Origin of the sequence: Burkholderia sp. 22313 (assembly GCF_052045245.1) — a bacterium.
Taxonomy (GTDB): domain Bacteria; phylum Pseudomonadota; class Gammaproteobacteria; order Burkholderiales; family Burkholderiaceae; genus Burkholderia.
The window spans coordinates 54,283-71,240 of record NZ_JBQEON010000017.1; the positions used below are offsets into that span (position 1 = coordinate 54,283).

The window sequence follows — 16,958 nt, forward strand, 5'->3', positions numbered from 1 at the left end:
TCCGGCGTCCGACCCGGCGGGAGCGCCGAAAGGCGGGAAACCGCGACGGCAGTCCGTCGCCGGCCACGCTTGCCGGCGATGGCGTCAGCCGTCGAACGGCGCCAGCTCGTAACTCGTGCTCCGGCCGCCGGACAACGAACGTCGCAGCACACCGTGCGAGACGAGTTCGCCGATATCGCGTAGCGCCGTATCTTGCGAGCACTTTGCGAGGGCTGCCCATTTGGTGGTCGTCAGCTTTCCTTCGAAGCCGTCGAGCAAGCGGTTCATGACCTTGGCCTGGCGTTCGTTCATCGCGAGGCCCGCATATCGTTGCCAGAAGCGCGCCTTGACCAGGACCGCATCGAGCGTCGTGTGCGCGTGATCGACGGCCCGCCCCAGGGTGTTCAGAAACCACGCGAGCCATTCGGTGACGTCGAGCGAACCGCGCTGCGTACGCTCCAGCACGTCGTAGTACGCGTTGCGTTCGCGCTGGATTTGCGCCGACAGGCTATAGAAACGTTGTGGACTCCGATCGGCGCGCGCCAGCACCAGATCCCCGAGCGCGCGCGCGATACGGCCGTTGCCGTCGTCGAACGGATGGAGCGTGACGAACCACAGGTGGGCCAGGCCGGCCCGGATCAGCAAAGGCTCGGCCGGCGACGCATTGAGCCATGCGAGAAAGCGGTGGATCTCGCTGGTCAGGCGCGAGGCGGGCGGTGCTTCGACATGCACGCGCTGCCGGCCGATCGGCCCGGACACCACCTGCATCGGCCCGCTCGCGTCCGTACGCCATGCGCCGACCGTGATTCGCGACATCCCCGAATAGCCGGTCGGGAAAAGAGCGGCATGCCACCCGCACAAGCGGCTTTCGGTGACCGGCGCCGCCGAATGGGTCGTCGCATCCAGCACCATGTCGACCACGCCCTCGACGTGGCGATCGACTGGCGCCAGCGCACCGATATCGACACCCAGCCGGCGCGCAATCGACGATCGAACCGATGCGACGTTCAGGCTTTCGCCCTCGATGGCACTGGTCTTGACGACGTCCTCCGTCAGCGCGGCCAGGCTGGCCTCGCCGCGCAGCGACCGGCCGATATCCGCCAATCGCCCGACCAGCATGCCTTGCGCACGGCTGACGTCGGCGAGTGGCGCGGCGAGTGTCGTGAGGTCGAAGCGCCATGCAGGCCAGTCGGCCGACTCCCAGATGAAGGTGTAATCTCCGCTCATGATGCGGAGATTATCCCACCGATTCGCCGCGCGATTCAATATTCACCGCAAATTCTGCGGAGAATAGCCGCTCTATTCACCGCACCGTCAAACCCGGCGGAACCAAAAAAAAGCCCGCCGAAGCGGGCAACCTCTCGATGAAGAGGGGGAGATCCGAATCCTCAGGGCCGCATCCATTCAACCCTTCGTCGCCCCGAACGTGAGCCCCGCGACGAAGTGTTTTTGCATCGCGAAGAACATCGCGACGGACGGCAACGCGGCGAGAATCGACCCGGCCGACACGAGATTCCACGACGTCGTCCATTGCCCCTTCAGCGCCGCCACCCCCGCGGTAATCGGCGCAGCCTCGTCGCCTTGCGTGAGACACAGCGCCCAGAAGTAGTCGTTCCACACGAACGTAAACACGAGAATCGCGAGCGCAGCCAGCGCCGGCCGGATCAACGGCAGCACGATCCGCCAGAACACCGTCCACTCGCCCGCGCCTTCGATCCGCGCCGCCTCGATCAGCTCGAACGGCAACTGCTTGATGAAATTGCGCAGAAACAGCGTGCAGAACCCCGTCTGAAACGCGACGTGAAACAGAATCAGCGCCTCGACCGTATTGAACAACCCAAGCCTGAGCGAGAGATCGCGAACGGGAATCATCAACACCTGCACCGGCACGAAATTCCCCGCGACGAATGTCCCGAACAACGCGGCATTCCCGCGAAACCGATAAGTCGCCAGCGCGAACCCGGCCATCGCCGCGAGCGCGATCGAGCCGACCACCGACGGCACCGTGATCTGCACGCTGTTCCAGAAGTAATGCAGCATCGGCGACGTGGTCAGCGCGTCGCGATAGTTCTCGATCATCGAGAAGTGCCGCGGCCAGCCCCAGTAGTGACCTTCGACCAGTTCCTCGGTCGAGCGCACCGACGTGATGAACACCGCGATCATCGGCAGCAGCCAGATCACCAGTGCGACGGGCAGCGACAGCTTGTACAGCCGGCGCGAGACCGGCTTCCAGTGGGCAACGGGTGTCGGAAACATGATGAATGCACTCCCGAAAGTCACTGCTCGTTGCGCAGCAGGCGGCGCAACTGGAACACGATGTAGACGAGCATGATCGCGAACAGCACGACGGCGATCGCCGCGGAATAGCCGAGCCGGTAGTACTTGATCGCCTGGTCGTACATGTAATACGCGAGCACGGTCGAACTCTCGAACGGGCCGCCGCCCGTCATCACCGAAATGAGGTCGAAGCTGCGCAGCGCGCCGATCACCGTGACGACGATCGCCATGAACGTGGTCGGCCGCAACTGCGGCAGCACGACGTGCCACAGCAGCGCGAAGCCGCGCGCGCCTTCCATCCGCGCCGCTTCGATCTGCTCGGGGTTCACCGACGTGAGGCCGGTCAGGTAAAGGATCATGCAATACGCGGTCTGCGGCCACAGCGCGGCGAACACGATGCCGAACGTCGCATAGCGCGCATCGCCGAGCACCGGGATCCCGTGCCCGGCGAGCAGCGCGAGCAGCCCGAAGGTCGGATCGTAGAACCACGAGAAGATCAGGCCGACGACCACGCCCGACAACACGAACGGCGCGAAGAACAGCGACTTCACGAGCCGGATGCCGGCGACCGCCTGGTTCAGGTACAGCGCGAGCGCGAGGCCGAGCGGCGGCGCGAGCATGAACAGCGCGAGCCAGATCACGTTGTTGCGCAGCGCGGTATAGAACGTCGGCGCGTGCAGCAGCTCGACGTAGTTTGCGAGACCGACGAACGTGCGCTCGGTCATCCCGTCCCAGTTGCAGAGGCTCAACCACAACGTCGACAGGATCGGCCAGATCACATAGACGGCAACCATGGCGCACGCAGGCGCGAGAAAGAGCCACGCGGCGCGCCGCTGGCGCCGCACGGCCGGGGACGGGCGGCGCGCGGGCAGCGCGGTGGCGGCGGATGCGCCACGCGGCGGCGGAGAGGCGCCAGCGCCGGCGCCGGCGGGCGGGATGGACGTGATCGGACGAGACACGGCAAGCCTCCTGGGCGGACGCGGCGGCCCACGGCCGCCGCCTGGGTCACGCGGTTACTTCTTGTAGATCCGCTTGCGGGTCTGCTCGAGTTGCGCGAGCACGGTATCGAGCTGCGCGGGATTCGCGATGAACTGCTGCATCCCCTTCATCCCTTCGTCGGCCATTTCCTTCGTCATGTCGCGGTCGTAGAACTGCGCGACGCCACCCTGGGTGTCGGCGAGGATCCGGAAGCCGATCCGCGAGATCGGATCGGCCGGCTCCGGCGACTTGCTGTTGGCCGACAGCGAACCGAGCCCTTCCGCGAGCTTCGCGCCCATCTCCGGCGTTTCGACGAACGCGAGGAACGTGTGCGCGTCGGCCTTGTTCTTCGCCTTGGTCGGGATGTGCAGCGATTCGACCGGGCCGTCCTCGGCGGTCGGCACCTTCGGGTCGATGATCGGGAAGCGGTAATAGCCCATCTCCTGCTTCACGTTCGGCGGAAAGCCCGCCGCGATGAAGGTGCCCATCAGCATCATCGCGGCCTTGCCCTGGAACAGGAACGGCTGGGCGCCGTCGAGATCGTAGGACAGCGCGTTGTCGATGAAGTAGCCGGCATCGATCAGCGATTTCCACGTCGTGTAGACCTTCTTCACGCGCGGGTCGGTGTACGGCACGTCGCCGGCCATCAGCTGCTGGTGGAACGCGTTGCCGTTCAGGCGCAGGTCGAGATAGTCGAACCAGCCGGCGAGCGTCCAGGCGTCGCGCCCGCCGACCGCGATCGGCGTGATGCCGGCCGCCTTCAGCTTCTTGCACGCGTCGAGAAACTGGTCCCAGGTCTTCGGCTCGTCGGCGATGCCGACCTTGCTGAACAGGTCCTTGCGGTAGAACAGCCCCCACGAGTAGTAGACGGTGGGCGCCGCATACTGCTTGCCGTTGTACGACGACGCGCTGCGCGTCGACGCGTACATCGCGCCCCAGCCGTTCTTCGTCCAGTCGCCGCTCAGGTCCTCGAACAGCCCGCGCCTCGCGTAGTACGCCATCCGCTCGCCCGCGTGCCAGTTCACGACGTCCGGCGCGACGGTCGTGAGCCACGCGGGGAGCTGCACCTTGTACGCTTCCTCGTCGACGAAGGTGGGCTTCACGTCGATGTCGGGATGGGCCTTGTGGAACGCTTCGATCGTCGACTGCCAGACCGCGCGCTGGCTGGCGCCCTTGAACGCGATGTTGATCGTCAGCGTGCCCGCGTCGGCCGGCGCCGCGGCGCAGAACGAGGCGAACGCGATGGCGGCGGCGGTCGCAAGGCGGGCGGCGACGCGAAGGGGGCGATGTGTCATGGGTGTCTCCAGTCCTGTGTGTCGTTGTGCGTGACCGGCGCAGCGTGGCGCCGGGGGCGGTTGCTACGAACGGCTTCGATACACGGCCACGCCTTGCGGCTCGACCTGCGCGGCGCCGACCACGAACGCGGACGGCGGCACCGCGTCGATCGTGTGCGGCGTGTCGCGGTAGTTGAATACGTAGGTCAAGCCGCCGCGCCGGCTCACGCGTATGCCTTCGCCGAGCGGCGTCGGGGCCAGGCCGGCTTCGGCCGCGACGTCGGCGAACAGGCGCGCGGTGGTCGCATCGTCGAACAGCGCCGCCCAGTAGTGCAGCGTGCCGTGCGATATGCAGGCCGGATGACCGTCGGCGAAGCGCGCACGCACGACGCTGCGTGCCGCGTTCTCGTCGAGCGCGACGAGGTCGCGCCAGTGACGGGCGTCGCCGATGAGCGGTGCGCCGTCGCGCAACGTGCCGTCGATCCGCTCGGTCACGTTCGGCCGCAGCGATTCGACGCGCCATACGCGCACCGGCAGGATCGATGCGAGCGGGCCGGGCGGCAGCGTCGGCGGAATCTGCAGGTCGGCGGTCTTCGAACCGGTGCGCGGGCCGAACACCGCGTGCGCGCCCGACGCGGCGAGCCGGGCCGCGAAATCGTCCGGCACGATCGGCAGCGGCGGCACGACGACGAGCCGGTAGCCGTCGAGCGGCGCATGCGCGGAAACGATGTCGACGTCGAGGCCGAGCGAGCGCAGCGCCGAGTAATACTCGAACGCGAAGCGCGGGTAGTGGAAATCGGCGCCTTGCGGCTGCACGTCGAACAGCCACTTCGCTTCATAGTCGAACACGAGCGCGACGGGCGCACGCACCGCGCCGTTCGCGTCGGCACCGGCGCCCGCGTCGAGCACGGCGGCGATCTCCTGCGCGACGCGCTGCGCTTCGCGGCCGCCTTCGTCGAGCCGATCGTCGGGCGTGTGCAGGCCCGCATGCATCTGTTCCTGCGCGAACGGCGCCTGCCGCCAGCGGAAGTACGACACGCAGCCGGCGCCATGCGCGAACGCTTCCCAGCTCCACAGCCGCACCATGCCCGGCAGCGGCGCGGGGTTCCAATGCGCCCAGTTCACGGGGCCCGGCTGCTGCTCCATCACCCAGAACGGCAGCTTCGACATCCCGCGATAGAGGTCGTGATTGAACGACGCGAAATCCGGATGGCCGGTGCGCAGCCAGCGCGCCTTCACGTCGGGCGCGAACCATTGCTCCTCGAGCGCGCCGAGCGGGTAGCTGTCCCACGTCGCGATGTCGAGGTCACGCGCCACGTCGTAATGGTCGAACTCGGTGAAGAGCTGCATGAAGTTGTGCGCGACGGGGCGGCCAGGCGAATGCGCGCGGATCACGTCGACCTGCATCCGGTGATAGCGCGCGACTTCGTCGGACGCAAAGCGCCGGTAGTCGAGGCGGTGCGACGGATGGGCTTCGGTCACGGTGCCGACGGGCGCGTCGACTTCGTCGAAATGCCGGTACTCCATGCTCCAGAACACGGTGCCCCAGGCGCGGTTCAGCGCGTCGATCGTCCCGTAGCGCGCCTTCAGCCATTCGCGAAACCGCACGAGCGCGGCGGGCGAGTAGCTGACGACCGTCTGATGGCAGCCGAGCTCGTTGTCGGTCTGCCAGTAACGCACGGCCGGGTGGCGGCCGTAGCGTTCGGCCACCGCCGTGCAGATGCGGCGCGACGCTTCCAGATAGGTCGGCGACGAGAAGTCGTAGTGGCGGCGCGAGCCGAACTTGCGCGGCCGGCCGTCCGCGTCGATCGCGAGGATCTCGGGATGACGGTCGACGAGCCATTTCGGCGGTGTCGCGGTCGGCGTGCACATCACGATGTCGAGACCGGCCGCGCCGAGCACGTCGACCGCGCGGTCGAGCCAGCCCCAGTCGTATTCGCCTGGCGACGGCTCGATGCGGCTCCATGCGAATTCGGCGATTCGCACCTGCGCGATGCCGAGTGCCTGCATCCGGCGGGCATCGCCGGCCCACATCGATTCCGGCCAGTGTTCCGGGTAGTAACAGACTCCGAGGCGCATGCCCGATCCTTATGCGTAGTGGTGGACGGAAAGGTCGGCGCACGCGGGCACCGCGCGGCCGTCTTCGGTGAAGAGGTGGCAGGCCGCGGCCGGCGCCTGCGCGTGCACGCGTTCGCCGCGGCGCAGCGGCGCGTCGCCCGGCACCTTCGCGATCAGCGGCGTGCCGCCGGGCTGGTCGAGGTGCACGTAGGTCTGCTCGCCGAGGCGTTCGACGAGCGCGACGTCGCGCGCGAGCGTCGTCGCGTCCTGCACGGCGCCGAGCGTCAGGTGTTCGGGGCGGATGCCGAGCGTCACGGTCGCGCCCGGCGTGAGCGCGGCGCCGTCGCGCGGCAGCGTGAAGGTCTCGCCGGACGGCACGACGGTGACGGTCGTGCGCCGCGCGTCGCACGCGGCGACGACGGCCGGCAGGAAGTTCATCCGCGGCGAGCCGATGAAGCCGGCGACGAAGCGGCTGGCCGGATGGTGATAGAGGTCGAGCGGCGCGCCGACCTGCGCGATGCTGCCGTGCTGCGCGGTGTCGGCGCCGGCGTGCAGCAGCACGATCTTGTCGGCGAGCGTCATCGCTTCGGTCTGGTCGTGCGTCACGTAGACGACGCTCGCGCGTTCGAACTGCCGGTGCAGCTTCGCGATCTCGACGCGGGTCTGGCCGCGCAACGCCGCGTCGAGGTTCGACAGCGGCTCGTCCAACAGGAACACGCCGGGCTCGCGCACGATCGCGCGGCCGATCGCGACGCGCTGCCGCTGGCCGCCGGACAGCGCCTTCGGCTTGCGCTCGAGCAGCGTATCGAGCTGCAGGATCCGCGCGGCGTCGCGCACCTTCCGGTCGATCTCGGCCTTCGGCACGCGCGCGAGCTTCAGCCCGAACGCCATGTTCTCGTAGACCGTCATGTGCGGAAACAGCGCGTAGCTCTGGAACACCATCGCGACGCCGCGTTCGGCGGCCGGCACGTCGTCGACGCGGCGGCCGTCGATCGACAGCTCGCCGTCGCTCAGGTCCTCGAGGCCCGCGATCATCCGCAGCAAGGTCGACTTGCCGCAGCCGGACGGACCGAGGAACACGCAGAACTCGTGCGCGCCGATCTCCAGATCGACGTCGCGAATGACCGGCGCGTGCTCGCCATAGGCCTTCTGCACGCGTCGCATCGAGATGCTCGCCATTGTCTCCGCTCCATGTTTTAATGCGCTTTCGTCGATGCTTAAGCGCTTAAGCATCGCGATCAAAAAAAATGCCGATCGCGATCGCAGCCGAGTCGCGCCCGTCGGTCGGGCGGCAGGGTGTGCGGCGATAGTGCGCCGCTTCGGTAAGCGAAGCAAATACTGGATCGGCGTCTCAAATAGTGAGTCAATGATGGCGACACTCGATGAAGTGGCCCGCCGTGCCGGCGTGACGGCCGCGACGGTCTCGAACGTGCTGCGCAACCGCGGCCGGGTGGGCGAAGCCACCCGCGCACGGGTGCTCGACGCGGTGCAGGCGCTCGGCTACCGGCCGCATCTGGCCGCGCGGGCGCTCGCGGAAGGGCGCGCGCCGACGGTCGCGCTCATGGTGTCGAGCATCGCGAACCCGTTCTATCCGGAGTTCGCGCTCGCGGTCGAACACGCGGTGCGCCGCAACGGGCAGTTCCTGATCGTCTGCAATACGAACGAAGATCCGCTGCAGGGGCGTGCGTATCTCGACCAGATCGCCGGCACGATTTCCGAAGGCATTCTCGTGACCAACGCGAACCTGCACCTGCCGGATCTGGTCGACGTCGCGCGGCGCGGCGTGCCGGTCGTGCTGTGTCTGTGGGAGCGGCCCGATGCGCCGCCCGACGGGTTGCCGTGCGTCGCGGTGGATTTCCGCGAGGCGGGGCGGATCGCGACGCGGCATCTGGTCGAACTCGGGCATCGCGAAATCGGCGTGATCGTCGGCGGGTCGGCAAACGGCGTGCAGGCCGCGCGCTACGACGGCTTCGTCGATGTGATGCGCGAAGCCGGGCTGGACGCGTCGCGCGTCGGCGCCGGGCACGATTCGATCGAAGGCGGCGTGCGTGCGGCGGGGCAGCTGCTGAACGCGCATCCCGGGCTGACCGCGCTGGTCGCGACGAACGACCTGCCCGCGATCGGCGCGCTGCATGCGGCGGCCGATCGCGGTCGGCGCGTGCCCGACGACCTGTCGGTCGTCGGCATTACCGATATTCATCTGGCGAGCGACGCGCGTCCGACGTTGACGACCGTCGCGATCCCGACCGCCGAGGCCGCGGGGCTGGCGGTCGAACTGCTCAATGCATTGCGCGAGGCGGGGGGGCAGGTCGACGATGCGTCGCGGGTGCGGACGGCGTCGGCGCCGCGGCTGGTAGTGCGCGGGACGACGGGTAAGGCGCCGAGGGCTTAGCGCACGTGAGGGGCCGTGTGGCGCCACACCGGGCGTGACGCGGTTTGCCGGTGCGGCGGCACGATCCGCCAAGCGACGAACGGCAACGACCGCCGACCGCCGGACGGGACAGGCGTCCGGCGCGGATCGGCTGGCCGCCTCGGTCGCGTTCGACGGGCCGCATCACGATACGCGTCGCCGAGTCGAGATGCGCGGCAACCGGCGAGGCCGGATTGGCGCGGTCTCACTCGCCTTCGACGAGCCGCATCACGATGCGTCGGGCGGATTCGAGATGCGCGACCGTCATCGCACGTGCGCCGCGAGCATTGCGTTCGCGGCAGGCTTGCAGGATTGCGTCGTGCTCGACCTGGAACGACGGCGTATCCGCGAGCAGCATCGCCTGCAGCCGCTCGTACCGCTCGACCTGGCTGCGCAATTCCGCGATCGCCTTCAGCAATCGCTCGTTGCCGCAACACGAATACAGCAGCGCATGGAACTCCCGGTTCAGCTCGCCTTGCCGGCGCGGCACGCTCGATTCGCCGAGCAGCCGGTGCACGAGTTCGGCGCGCGCGAGCGTTTCGTCGTCGAACCGCTTCACGCTGCGGTAGATCGCGTCGCCTTCGAGCAGCACGCGCATGTCGTAGATTTCCTGCACGTCGGACGCGCCCAGCATCCGCACGACCGCGCCGCGATTGCGGAAGATGTCCAGCAGCCCTTCGCGCTCCAGCCGCTGGATCGCTTCGCGCATCGGAATCCGGCTGATCCCGAAGTGCTCGGCGAGGTCGCGCTCGACGAGCCGCTCGCCGGCTTGAAGTTCGCCGTTGACGATCATCTCCCGCAGCGATGCGGCCACCGTGTCCGCCGTGGAATCGAGTCTGCCTTCCATGCCCTAGAGTCCTCATTTTGGAATAATGGTATACCAAATGGCATTCCGGTGCCACAATGGCTGCCTCACATCCGATAGCAGAGGAGAGCGAGATGGCGCATGGCGAACACAAGTACCGCGTGGCAGTGGAGTGGACCGGCAACCGCGGAACCGGCACGTCGGGGTATCGCGAATATGGTCGCGATCATGTGATCCGCGCGGGTTCGAAGCCGGATATTCCCGGCTCGTCGGACGCGGCATTCCGCGGCGACGCGGCGCGCTGGAATCCGGAGGATCTGCTGCTTGCGTCGGCGTCGGCGTGCCACAAGCTCTGGTATCTGCATCTGTGTTCCGATGCGGGGATCCGCGTGCTCGCGTATGTCGACGATGCGGAAGGGACGATGATCGACAGCGCCGAGCCGGGGCGCTTCACCGAAATCGTGCTGCACCCGCATGTGACCATTCGCGCCGGCGACGATCGCGCGCTGGCCGAGCGGCTGCATCACGACGCGCATGCGAAGTGCTATGTGGCGAACTCGGTGAACTTCCCGATCCGGTGCGAACCGGTGATCGAGGTCGCTGCCGCATGACACAAGCCAGGGTGGCGTAGCCCGCGCAGTGCTTCGTTCGCCATCACACGGATCGAACGCAACCGATGCGACTTCGGAACGAAGTCGCCCAGCTTGCGCATGGATAACAAACTCTCGGTGAATGTGTCGGCGCCGCGCATGATCTCCAGGTGGCAAGCGGGAGTCTTCCATCAACGCTTCAGGGGCCTTCCGCGATGACGTTATCGCCGGTACTTCAGCGGCCTGCCAGGGAAGGCTCTCCATCGGTTAGCTTGAACACCGAGACTGCGCTGCGCAGGCTCATCGCCTGCTCTTCGAGCGACTGTGCCCCGGCGGCCGCCTGCTCGACGAGGGCTGCGTTCTGCTGCGTCACCTCGTCCATCTGTGAGACGGCCTGATGGACCTGTTCGATGCCCCGGCTCTGCTCTTCGGAGGCAGCTGCGATTTCGCCGACGATGTCCGACACCTGCTTGATCACCTGCTTCACATCGCCCATTGTCGCGCCGACTTCCGTTGCCTGTTTCGCGCTATCCTGGATCATTGATACCGATGAGGCGATCAGCTCCTTGATTTCCTTCGCGGCAGCGGCGGAGCGCTGCGCGAGGCTGCGCACCTCACTCGCGACCACGGCGAAGCCGCGTCCCTGCTCGCCGGCTCGCGCGGCCTCGACGGCTGCATTCAATGCAAGGATGTTCGTCTGAAAGGCAATGCCTTCGATGGTGCCCGTAATCTGTGAAATCTTGTCGGAGCTGTCACTGACCTCCCCGATCGACCTGACCATATTTTGAACGGCTTCATTGCCGGCGTCGGCCATGTCGGTCGCGCGCGTGGCGAGCGCATTGGCCTGCCGCGCGTTGTCGCTGTTCTGTTTCACCGTTTGGGTCAATTGCGTCATGCTCGCGGCGGTTTCCTCCAGCGAGGCGGCCTGCTCTTCGGTGCGTGCCGACAGATCAGTGTTGCCGCTTGCAATCTCCTTCGAGCCGACGCCAACCGACTCGGCCGATTGGCGCACTGTCTGCATCGCCTCCCCGACCCGTTCCATGAGGCAGTTGAACGCCGTGGCCGTGGCGCCGATCTCGTCCTGGTTCGGGCTCGGCACGCGCTGCGTGAGGTCGAGCGACGCGCGTGATCTCTCCAGCGTTGTGCGAACGCTGTCGAGCGCACCAAGAATCGAGCGCGCGAGCACCACAATCCAGCCAACCACGAGCACGAGAATGAGCAGCATCACGGTGATGACCGTCCGCTCGGCGCTCATGCTGGCGCGCTGTGCCTCGTCGGCACTTTGCTGCGCGTGATCGCGCACCTGGTTGACGATACGCTCGAGCGATGCCTGCAACGGCTTGAAGTCGGAATGGTAGAGCGCGTTCATCTGATCGCTGGCCGTCTTCGCGTCGCGAGTCGCCAAATCGATGATCTCATGCGACTTGTGATCGTAAGTGTCCCATTGAGCAAGGGTCGCGCGCAGCAACTGCTGCATCTCGGGGTCCTTCATCAGCGTTTTGACGGTCTCCGACCACTTGCCGATGTTCTGCTCCGCATCCGAGTAGATAGACTTGGTGTCATTCCCGGACGGGTCCATCTCGATCGTCGAGACGGCGCTCGCCTTGATCTCCGTGAGCCCCTGGGCGATCTTTGCGCTTTGGCGCGACGATGCTTGCGCATCATTAGCCGAGTTGAAGCTGAGCGCCGCCACGACGATGCCGCCGCCGATGGCCGCGACAGTTACCACCACCAGAATCTGGAGTTTTTGCTTGATATTCATGAACAAGATTAAATCGAATGGACGCTGTTAAGCACAAAGAGATGTCCCCATACGTGAAGCCGCGTCGTTGTTCCATTCAACACGTCGACACGTAAAACCCTGACGAGAAACCATCCGAGAACGTTGCAGGCAGGCGGATCGAGAGTCCGGCACGTACCTATCCGGAACTTTACGGAGAGAAGCGCAATGGATTCGACGTGTTTTACGGCATAGGGAGAGCGCAACTGAAGCGCGAGCCGTGTAAGGATTGTCTGAAATCGACCTGCGCCAGTGATTTTGTTGAACTGATTACTACACGAAGCGGCGCTTTGCAGAGCTGATCCTCATATAGGGTAAGCAGATCGGCGAAGCGTTGTCACTAAATGCGAACGATCACCGCGCTGCAGACGAAGACCGTGAAGGGCCGGGTGATAACCAATCATCAGCCGGCGAATCTCCTCTTCCGGGGGCGGAAGCAAGCGAAAAAACATTTATTCGTTGCCCCGCCGTTTCGACTGCCTGGATCTGATACGAGCCATGATGGATACTCGTTGCCGGTATCTTCGTCAGAACGTCTCCCACGCGTCCTTCGATTCATCTGCTGGACGGGCTACAGTGCTTGCAGCGCTCGAAGCAAGGGTGGCTTTTGTCGTCGCGCCCGTTGCTCGTCCCGATTTCCGCGTTGCATGGACGGCAGGCTTGCTCCGCACAGGTAACAGCGACTGACTTCCGGACAATGAAGTTTGGGTTGGCAACGTCTCAGTGTCGGCAAGTTTGAACACGGCTACTGCTGTCTTCAGGGTCTGAGCCTGCTCCTCGAGCGAATGCGCTGCCGCCGCCGCTTGCTCTACGAGAGCCGCATTCTGCTGCGTAACCTCGTCCATCTGGCTGACCGCCTGGTTGACCTGTTCAATTCCGCGACCCTGCTCTTCGGATGCTGCAGCGATTTCCCCAACAATGTCCGAGACCTGTTTAATCGCCTGCTTTACTTCCTCCATCGTTGCACCGACCTCAGTGGCCTGTTTCGCACCATCCTGAATCATCGCTACGGATGAGCCGATCAGCTCCTTGATTTCCTTGGCCGCAGCGGCCGAACGTTGGGCAAGGCTGCGCACCTCGCTGGCAACGACGGCAAAGCCTCGACCCTGTTCACCGGCACGTGCAGCCTCGACCGCTGCATTCAACGCCAGGATGTTCGTCTGGAACGCGATGCCTTCGATGGTGCCGGTAATCTCGGAAATCTTCGTCGAACTACCGCTGATTTCCCCGATGGTTTGGACCATGCCCTGTACTGCATCGTTTCCCGCATCGGCCATGTCGGTCGCCCGCGTGGCCAATGTATTGGCTTGCCGTGCGTTGTCGGCATTCTGCTTCACGGTTTCAGTGAGTTGCGTCATGCTCGCCGCCGTTTCTTCGAGCGATGCGGCCTGTTCTTCTGTCCGGGCCGACAGATCGGTGTTGCCGCTCGCAATCTGGCTGGAAGCGGTGGCGATGCTATCGGTGCCCGTGCGCACACCGCCGACGATCTTCTGGAGGCTATTTGTCATCAGCCTCAAGGCCGACATCAATTGTCCGATTTCATCGTGCGATGTCACGCCGACGTCAGCCGTCAGGTCCCCGTGTGCAACACGCGTGGCAACCGCCACAGCCTGATTCATCGGCCGGGACACCAGACGGGCGAGCCAGAATGCAAGCAGCAATCCAATTGCAACATTTCCGAGCAGCAGCGCAATGATCCACGCGCGAGCCGACACGTAAGTGGTCGACGCGGTCGCCGCCGACTGCGCACCACGCGCCTCATCCCGCTTCACCATGTCGTCGATCTCGACATTGAGCTTTTGGTACAGCTTCATCGCGGACTCGGCATTGAATATCTGACGCGCCTCGTCTTTCTGTCCTGCGGCCGACAGTGCGATCGTCTTGTTGTCCACTTCCACGTAGTCAGCCAGCGTCTTGTTGAATTCCTGCGACAACAATTTTTCGTCATCACCAGGATTGAGTGCGTCATACGTCTCGCGAAATTTCCTGATCTCGGCCAAGCGGATTTCACGCGTCTGCGCCTCGTCTTGAAGGGCGGCGGCGTCGGTCGCAAGAATGTGCTGAAGTTCGGTAAGGCGGTAGCGGACCAGCGCAACCTTCATTTTCAGCGCGATGCTGATGTCCGGTAGCCATTTGTTCGCAATTTCGGCCGACGTGCTGCTCACCGTTGACAACTGGTAAATAGAGAAAATGCCGAGCAGCGAGGTCAACACCAGCACAGCCAGGAAGGACGTCACAAGCTTGTTCGCTATCTTCAGATCGTAGAACCACTTCATATCGGTGAACCTGCTGGATTGAGTTAAGCGGACAGACTGCCGTGCGTTGCGACAGCCGGTTGGTAAATCGGGATCGACGCGTGGCAGCTGGTCAGCGCAGCCTCTTTCGAACACGACTCGGCATTAGAAATTGTGCTTGAGACCAACGATGAAACCGGACACGCTCGCCCCGGCATCCGTAGCACTTCCTTTGATTCCGTTGACACCCAGTTGGTAGGTGGCATTGGCCTCGTTGATGATCCTCACGAAACCCGTATAGAGCGAAGTCCGCTTGGAGAGGAGATACGTATAGCTCAGCTCGAACATGCTGGCGCCCGTTTGCGACAACCCCGGATGGTCGAGGCTTCCGTTTCCGGCGCGGCCATAGAAGGCGTACGCCTTTCCAAGACCGATGGTTTGCGTCACCGACGCGCCCCAGAAATTGCGCCTGACTGTACCGCCTGAATAGTCAGCACTCAACGTGCTAAACACCAGCGCCGCATAGGTCTTTCCGAAGGTCACGCCGCCCGTCAGAATGTACGTCGTGTCGTTCAGCCGCGTGCCGCGCACCCCAAAGTTGCGTTGAGTCGCGAGTGCCGCCCTGATCCGGCCGTCCGAATAGACGATATCGCCCCCAACGTTATAAGGCACGAATCCGGGGTTTTGGCCTTTCGGCCGTGCATACATGAGGTCGATGTAAGTATTGCCCACGCTCGGCGATTCGTACTTGATGGCATTGGGCATCGTATCGTTCATCGTCGGCAAGCCGTTGTTGATGCCCGCATTGCTTGCCCCATAGGCGTCGCCGGAGTTGTTGTTGATGATCGCCTGCGTGCTCAGGATGCTGGTCACGCCCGTTGCCGCGTTACCGTATATCCCTTTGATCTCGTCAATGGGCGGATCCATGTTGCCCATCTTGATCGCACCAAAGTCGCCATGAAGTCCTACGAAGCTTTCGCGCGCAGCAAAGGCTCCAGTTCCGTTGGCGGCGTTGACCTTGCTTTCGATCTGGAAGATCGCTGACAAACCACTGCCCAGATCTTCCGATCCCGTCACGCCGAATCGGGACGAGTTGGAATTGACCCGTGTTGCGGTTACATCCTTCCCTCCACTCCTGGTACGAACGTAGTCAACATCGTCGTTGACGATCCCGTAGAGGACTGTGTAGTTTCCAGAAGGCCCTTCGTAACGGTCGGCGTACGCCGTGCCACTGGAAAGACAACTGATGGTAGCGAGCGAAATTCCAGATATTTTTCTTTTCAAGATCCACATTTTATGAAACCAACAACATCGAGAGGCACGTTAACACTTGGTTAGTATGTATACGGATAACCAGTAGAACTACTGAATGGCCATCGATGTAGGGATTTCCTGAAAATTCCGCAGGAAGATTCTGCGGCGTGCGAGATCATGGGTGAAATTGCCGCCGCACCGAGCGAACAGAGTCGCGGGATCGAATGGTTGAACCTCGACTTCGCCCAGATGGATCAGGTGACGCAACACGATGCAGCGCTGGTTGAGCAGGCCGCAGCGGCCTCTGCTTCACCTCAGGATCAAGGGCGGCAACTCAGCGACGTGGTTGCGTTTTTCCCCCTGCGGCCCACTGCGCACCCGGCATGAGGGCGGAGCATTGCCGAGAGGCGCTACGGCTATCGGTAAATCAGCTGGCACGCGGGCGGGCACACGATCTGCTCATACGATTTGCTTTCGCTGGTAAAACAATCGCTGCGATGACGCGTGTACGTCACCATTCCTGTCTGCCGCCCTTTCGTAGACGCGCTGCAACGGTGACAGCGCGTATCGACCCTCCACACGCTGCGGAAAATATCGTGACCGGCATCGCCGCAGTGCGCGCGGCGGACACGACATCATCGCCCGATTGAGTCATCCGTCTTGACTTGCAGGTGCGTGCCCGGCTATGCAGCGGTCAACCCATGCCGGATCGCATACCGAATTACGTCGGCGTTGTTCTCGAGACCGAGCTTCTGCATCATCCGCATCTTGTGTGTACTGATCGTTTTCGCACTGCGTGAGAATGCACCGGCGATTTCGTTGATACTGTTTCCCGCTACCAGCATCTGAAGCACCTGAAACTCTCGGTCGGACAGCACTTCGTGGGGCAGCTCATCGTCGCGATGGGTTTCGAAGACCATCAAGTCAATCATCTTCGGGTCGATGAAACGCCCCCCCGCTGCGAGCTTGCGAATCGCCGCAAGCAGCACGTCCGGATCGCTGCCCATCGTCAGAAAGCCGGTTGCGCCCGCGCGCAGCGCGCGCGATGCCACCTGCGCTTCGTCGTGAATGCTCAGCACGAGCACCGGCAATGCGTGCTGCTCGGCGCGTACGCGCCGGATCAAATCGACACCGTTGACTCCGGGCATCGTCATGTCGAGCAACAGCAGGTCGACGGCGCACGTACGCAGTCTGTCAACCACCTCTGAACCTTGTGTCGCTTCCGCCGCGACGACGATGTCGTTCGTCGTCTCGATGATCTGCCTGAGCCCGCAACGGACGATCGCGTGATCGTCGGCAATAAGTATCCTGATCATGTG

General features: G+C 64.1%; 13 protein-coding genes and 2 pseudogenes. 3 read left to right on the forward strand and 12 right to left on the reverse strand.

All coding sequences use genetic code 11. From position 1 onward, the window contains the following. Positions 1-84: 84 nt before the first annotated feature. The 6 genes from ACTJKF_RS15985 to ACTJKF_RS16010 all read right to left on the reverse strand — a co-directional run bounded on the left by ACTJKF_RS15985 (position 85) and on the right by ACTJKF_RS16010 (position 7,745). Positions 85-1,206 carry a Fic family protein gene (locus ACTJKF_RS15985; RefSeq protein WP_440624555.1) on the reverse strand — a complete coding sequence of 374 codons (1,122 nt, stop codon included), beginning with the start codon at positions 1,204-1,206 and terminating at the stop codon, positions 85-87. A gap of 177 nt (positions 1,207-1,383) precedes the next feature. Further along, on the reverse strand, positions 1,384-2,235 hold the full coding sequence (locus ACTJKF_RS15990) for a carbohydrate ABC transporter permease (RefSeq protein ID WP_440624486.1): 852 nt from the start codon (positions 2,233-2,235) through the stop codon (positions 1,384-1,386). Positions 2,236-2,255: 20 nt separating this feature from the next. Next, a complete protein-coding gene (locus tag ACTJKF_RS15995) occupies positions 2,256-3,215 on the reverse strand; it encodes a carbohydrate ABC transporter permease (protein ID WP_440624487.1) in 960 nt (319 codons plus the stop codon). Between the two features lie 54 nt (positions 3,216-3,269). Further along, the gene (locus ACTJKF_RS16000; protein WP_440624488.1) at positions 3,270-4,529 is read right to left on the reverse strand and encodes an ABC transporter substrate-binding protein; all 1,260 of its coding nucleotides are present in this window, start codon (positions 4,527-4,529) and stop codon (positions 3,270-3,272) included. A 63-nt stretch (positions 4,530-4,592) separates the two neighbouring features. Beyond that, positions 4,593-6,587 carry a beta-galactosidase gene (locus ACTJKF_RS16005; RefSeq protein ID WP_440624489.1) on the reverse strand — a complete coding sequence of 665 codons (1,995 nt, stop codon included), beginning with the start codon at positions 6,585-6,587 and terminating at the stop codon, positions 4,593-4,595. 9 nt (positions 6,588-6,596) lie between these two features. Continuing rightward, on the reverse strand, positions 6,597-7,745 hold the full coding sequence (locus ACTJKF_RS16010) for an ABC transporter ATP-binding protein (protein ID WP_440624490.1): 1,149 nt from the start codon (positions 7,743-7,745) through the stop codon (positions 6,597-6,599). Between the two features lie 190 nt (positions 7,746-7,935). Between ACTJKF_RS16010 and ACTJKF_RS16015 the strand changes: the two genes are divergently transcribed. Next, on the forward strand, positions 7,936-8,958 hold the full coding sequence (locus ACTJKF_RS16015; RefSeq protein ID WP_440624491.1) for a LacI family DNA-binding transcriptional regulator: 1,023 nt from the start codon (positions 7,936-7,938) through the stop codon (positions 8,956-8,958). Positions 8,959-9,181: 223 nt separating this feature from the next. Here ACTJKF_RS16015 and ACTJKF_RS16020 read toward each other — a convergent pair whose 3' ends face one another. Further along, positions 9,182-9,823, reverse strand: a complete 642-nt coding sequence (locus ACTJKF_RS16020; protein WP_440624492.1) for a GntR family transcriptional regulator — start codon at positions 9,821-9,823, stop codon at positions 9,182-9,184. Between the two features lie 92 nt (positions 9,824-9,915). On the opposite strand from ACTJKF_RS16020, the gene ACTJKF_RS16025 reads away from it, so the two are divergent. Then, positions 9,916-10,392, forward strand: coding sequence for an OsmC family protein (locus tag ACTJKF_RS16025; RefSeq protein ID WP_440624493.1), 477 nt, complete (start codon positions 9,916-9,918; stop codon positions 10,390-10,392). Between the two features lie 26 nt (positions 10,393-10,418). On the opposite strand, the pseudogene ACTJKF_RS16030 reads toward ACTJKF_RS16025, so the two are convergent. From ACTJKF_RS16030 to ACTJKF_RS16045, 4 genes and pseudogenes are all read right to left on the reverse strand, one after another. After that, a pseudogene (locus ACTJKF_RS16030) lies at positions 10,419-10,532 on the reverse strand (IS5/IS1182 family transposase); the annotation flags it as partial. Positions 10,533-10,606: 74 nt separating this feature from the next. Beyond that, a complete protein-coding gene (locus ACTJKF_RS16035; RefSeq protein WP_440624494.1) occupies positions 10,607-12,133 on the reverse strand; it encodes a methyl-accepting chemotaxis protein in 1,527 nt (508 codons plus the stop codon). A gap of 545 nt (positions 12,134-12,678) precedes the next feature. Then, complete coding sequence (locus ACTJKF_RS16040) at positions 12,679-14,427, reverse strand: methyl-accepting chemotaxis protein (protein ID WP_440624495.1); 1,749 nt, start codon at positions 14,425-14,427, stop codon at positions 12,679-12,681. A 123-nt stretch (positions 14,428-14,550) separates the two neighbouring features. Continuing rightward, positions 14,551-15,678, reverse strand: a complete 1,128-nt coding sequence (locus ACTJKF_RS16045; RefSeq protein ID WP_440624496.1) for a porin — start codon at positions 15,676-15,678, stop codon at positions 14,551-14,553. Positions 15,679-15,810: 132 nt separating this feature from the next. On the opposite strand from ACTJKF_RS16045, the pseudogene ACTJKF_RS16050 reads away from it, so the two are divergent. Then, positions 15,811-16,026, forward strand: a pseudogene (locus tag ACTJKF_RS16050) (methyl-accepting chemotaxis protein); the annotation flags it as partial. A 296-nt stretch (positions 16,027-16,322) separates the two neighbouring features. Here ACTJKF_RS16050 and ACTJKF_RS16055 read toward each other — a convergent pair. Then, on the reverse strand, positions 16,323-16,955 hold the full coding sequence (locus tag ACTJKF_RS16055) for a response regulator (protein ID WP_440624497.1): 633 nt from the start codon (positions 16,953-16,955) through the stop codon (positions 16,323-16,325). Positions 16,956-16,958 lie beyond the last annotated feature (3 nt).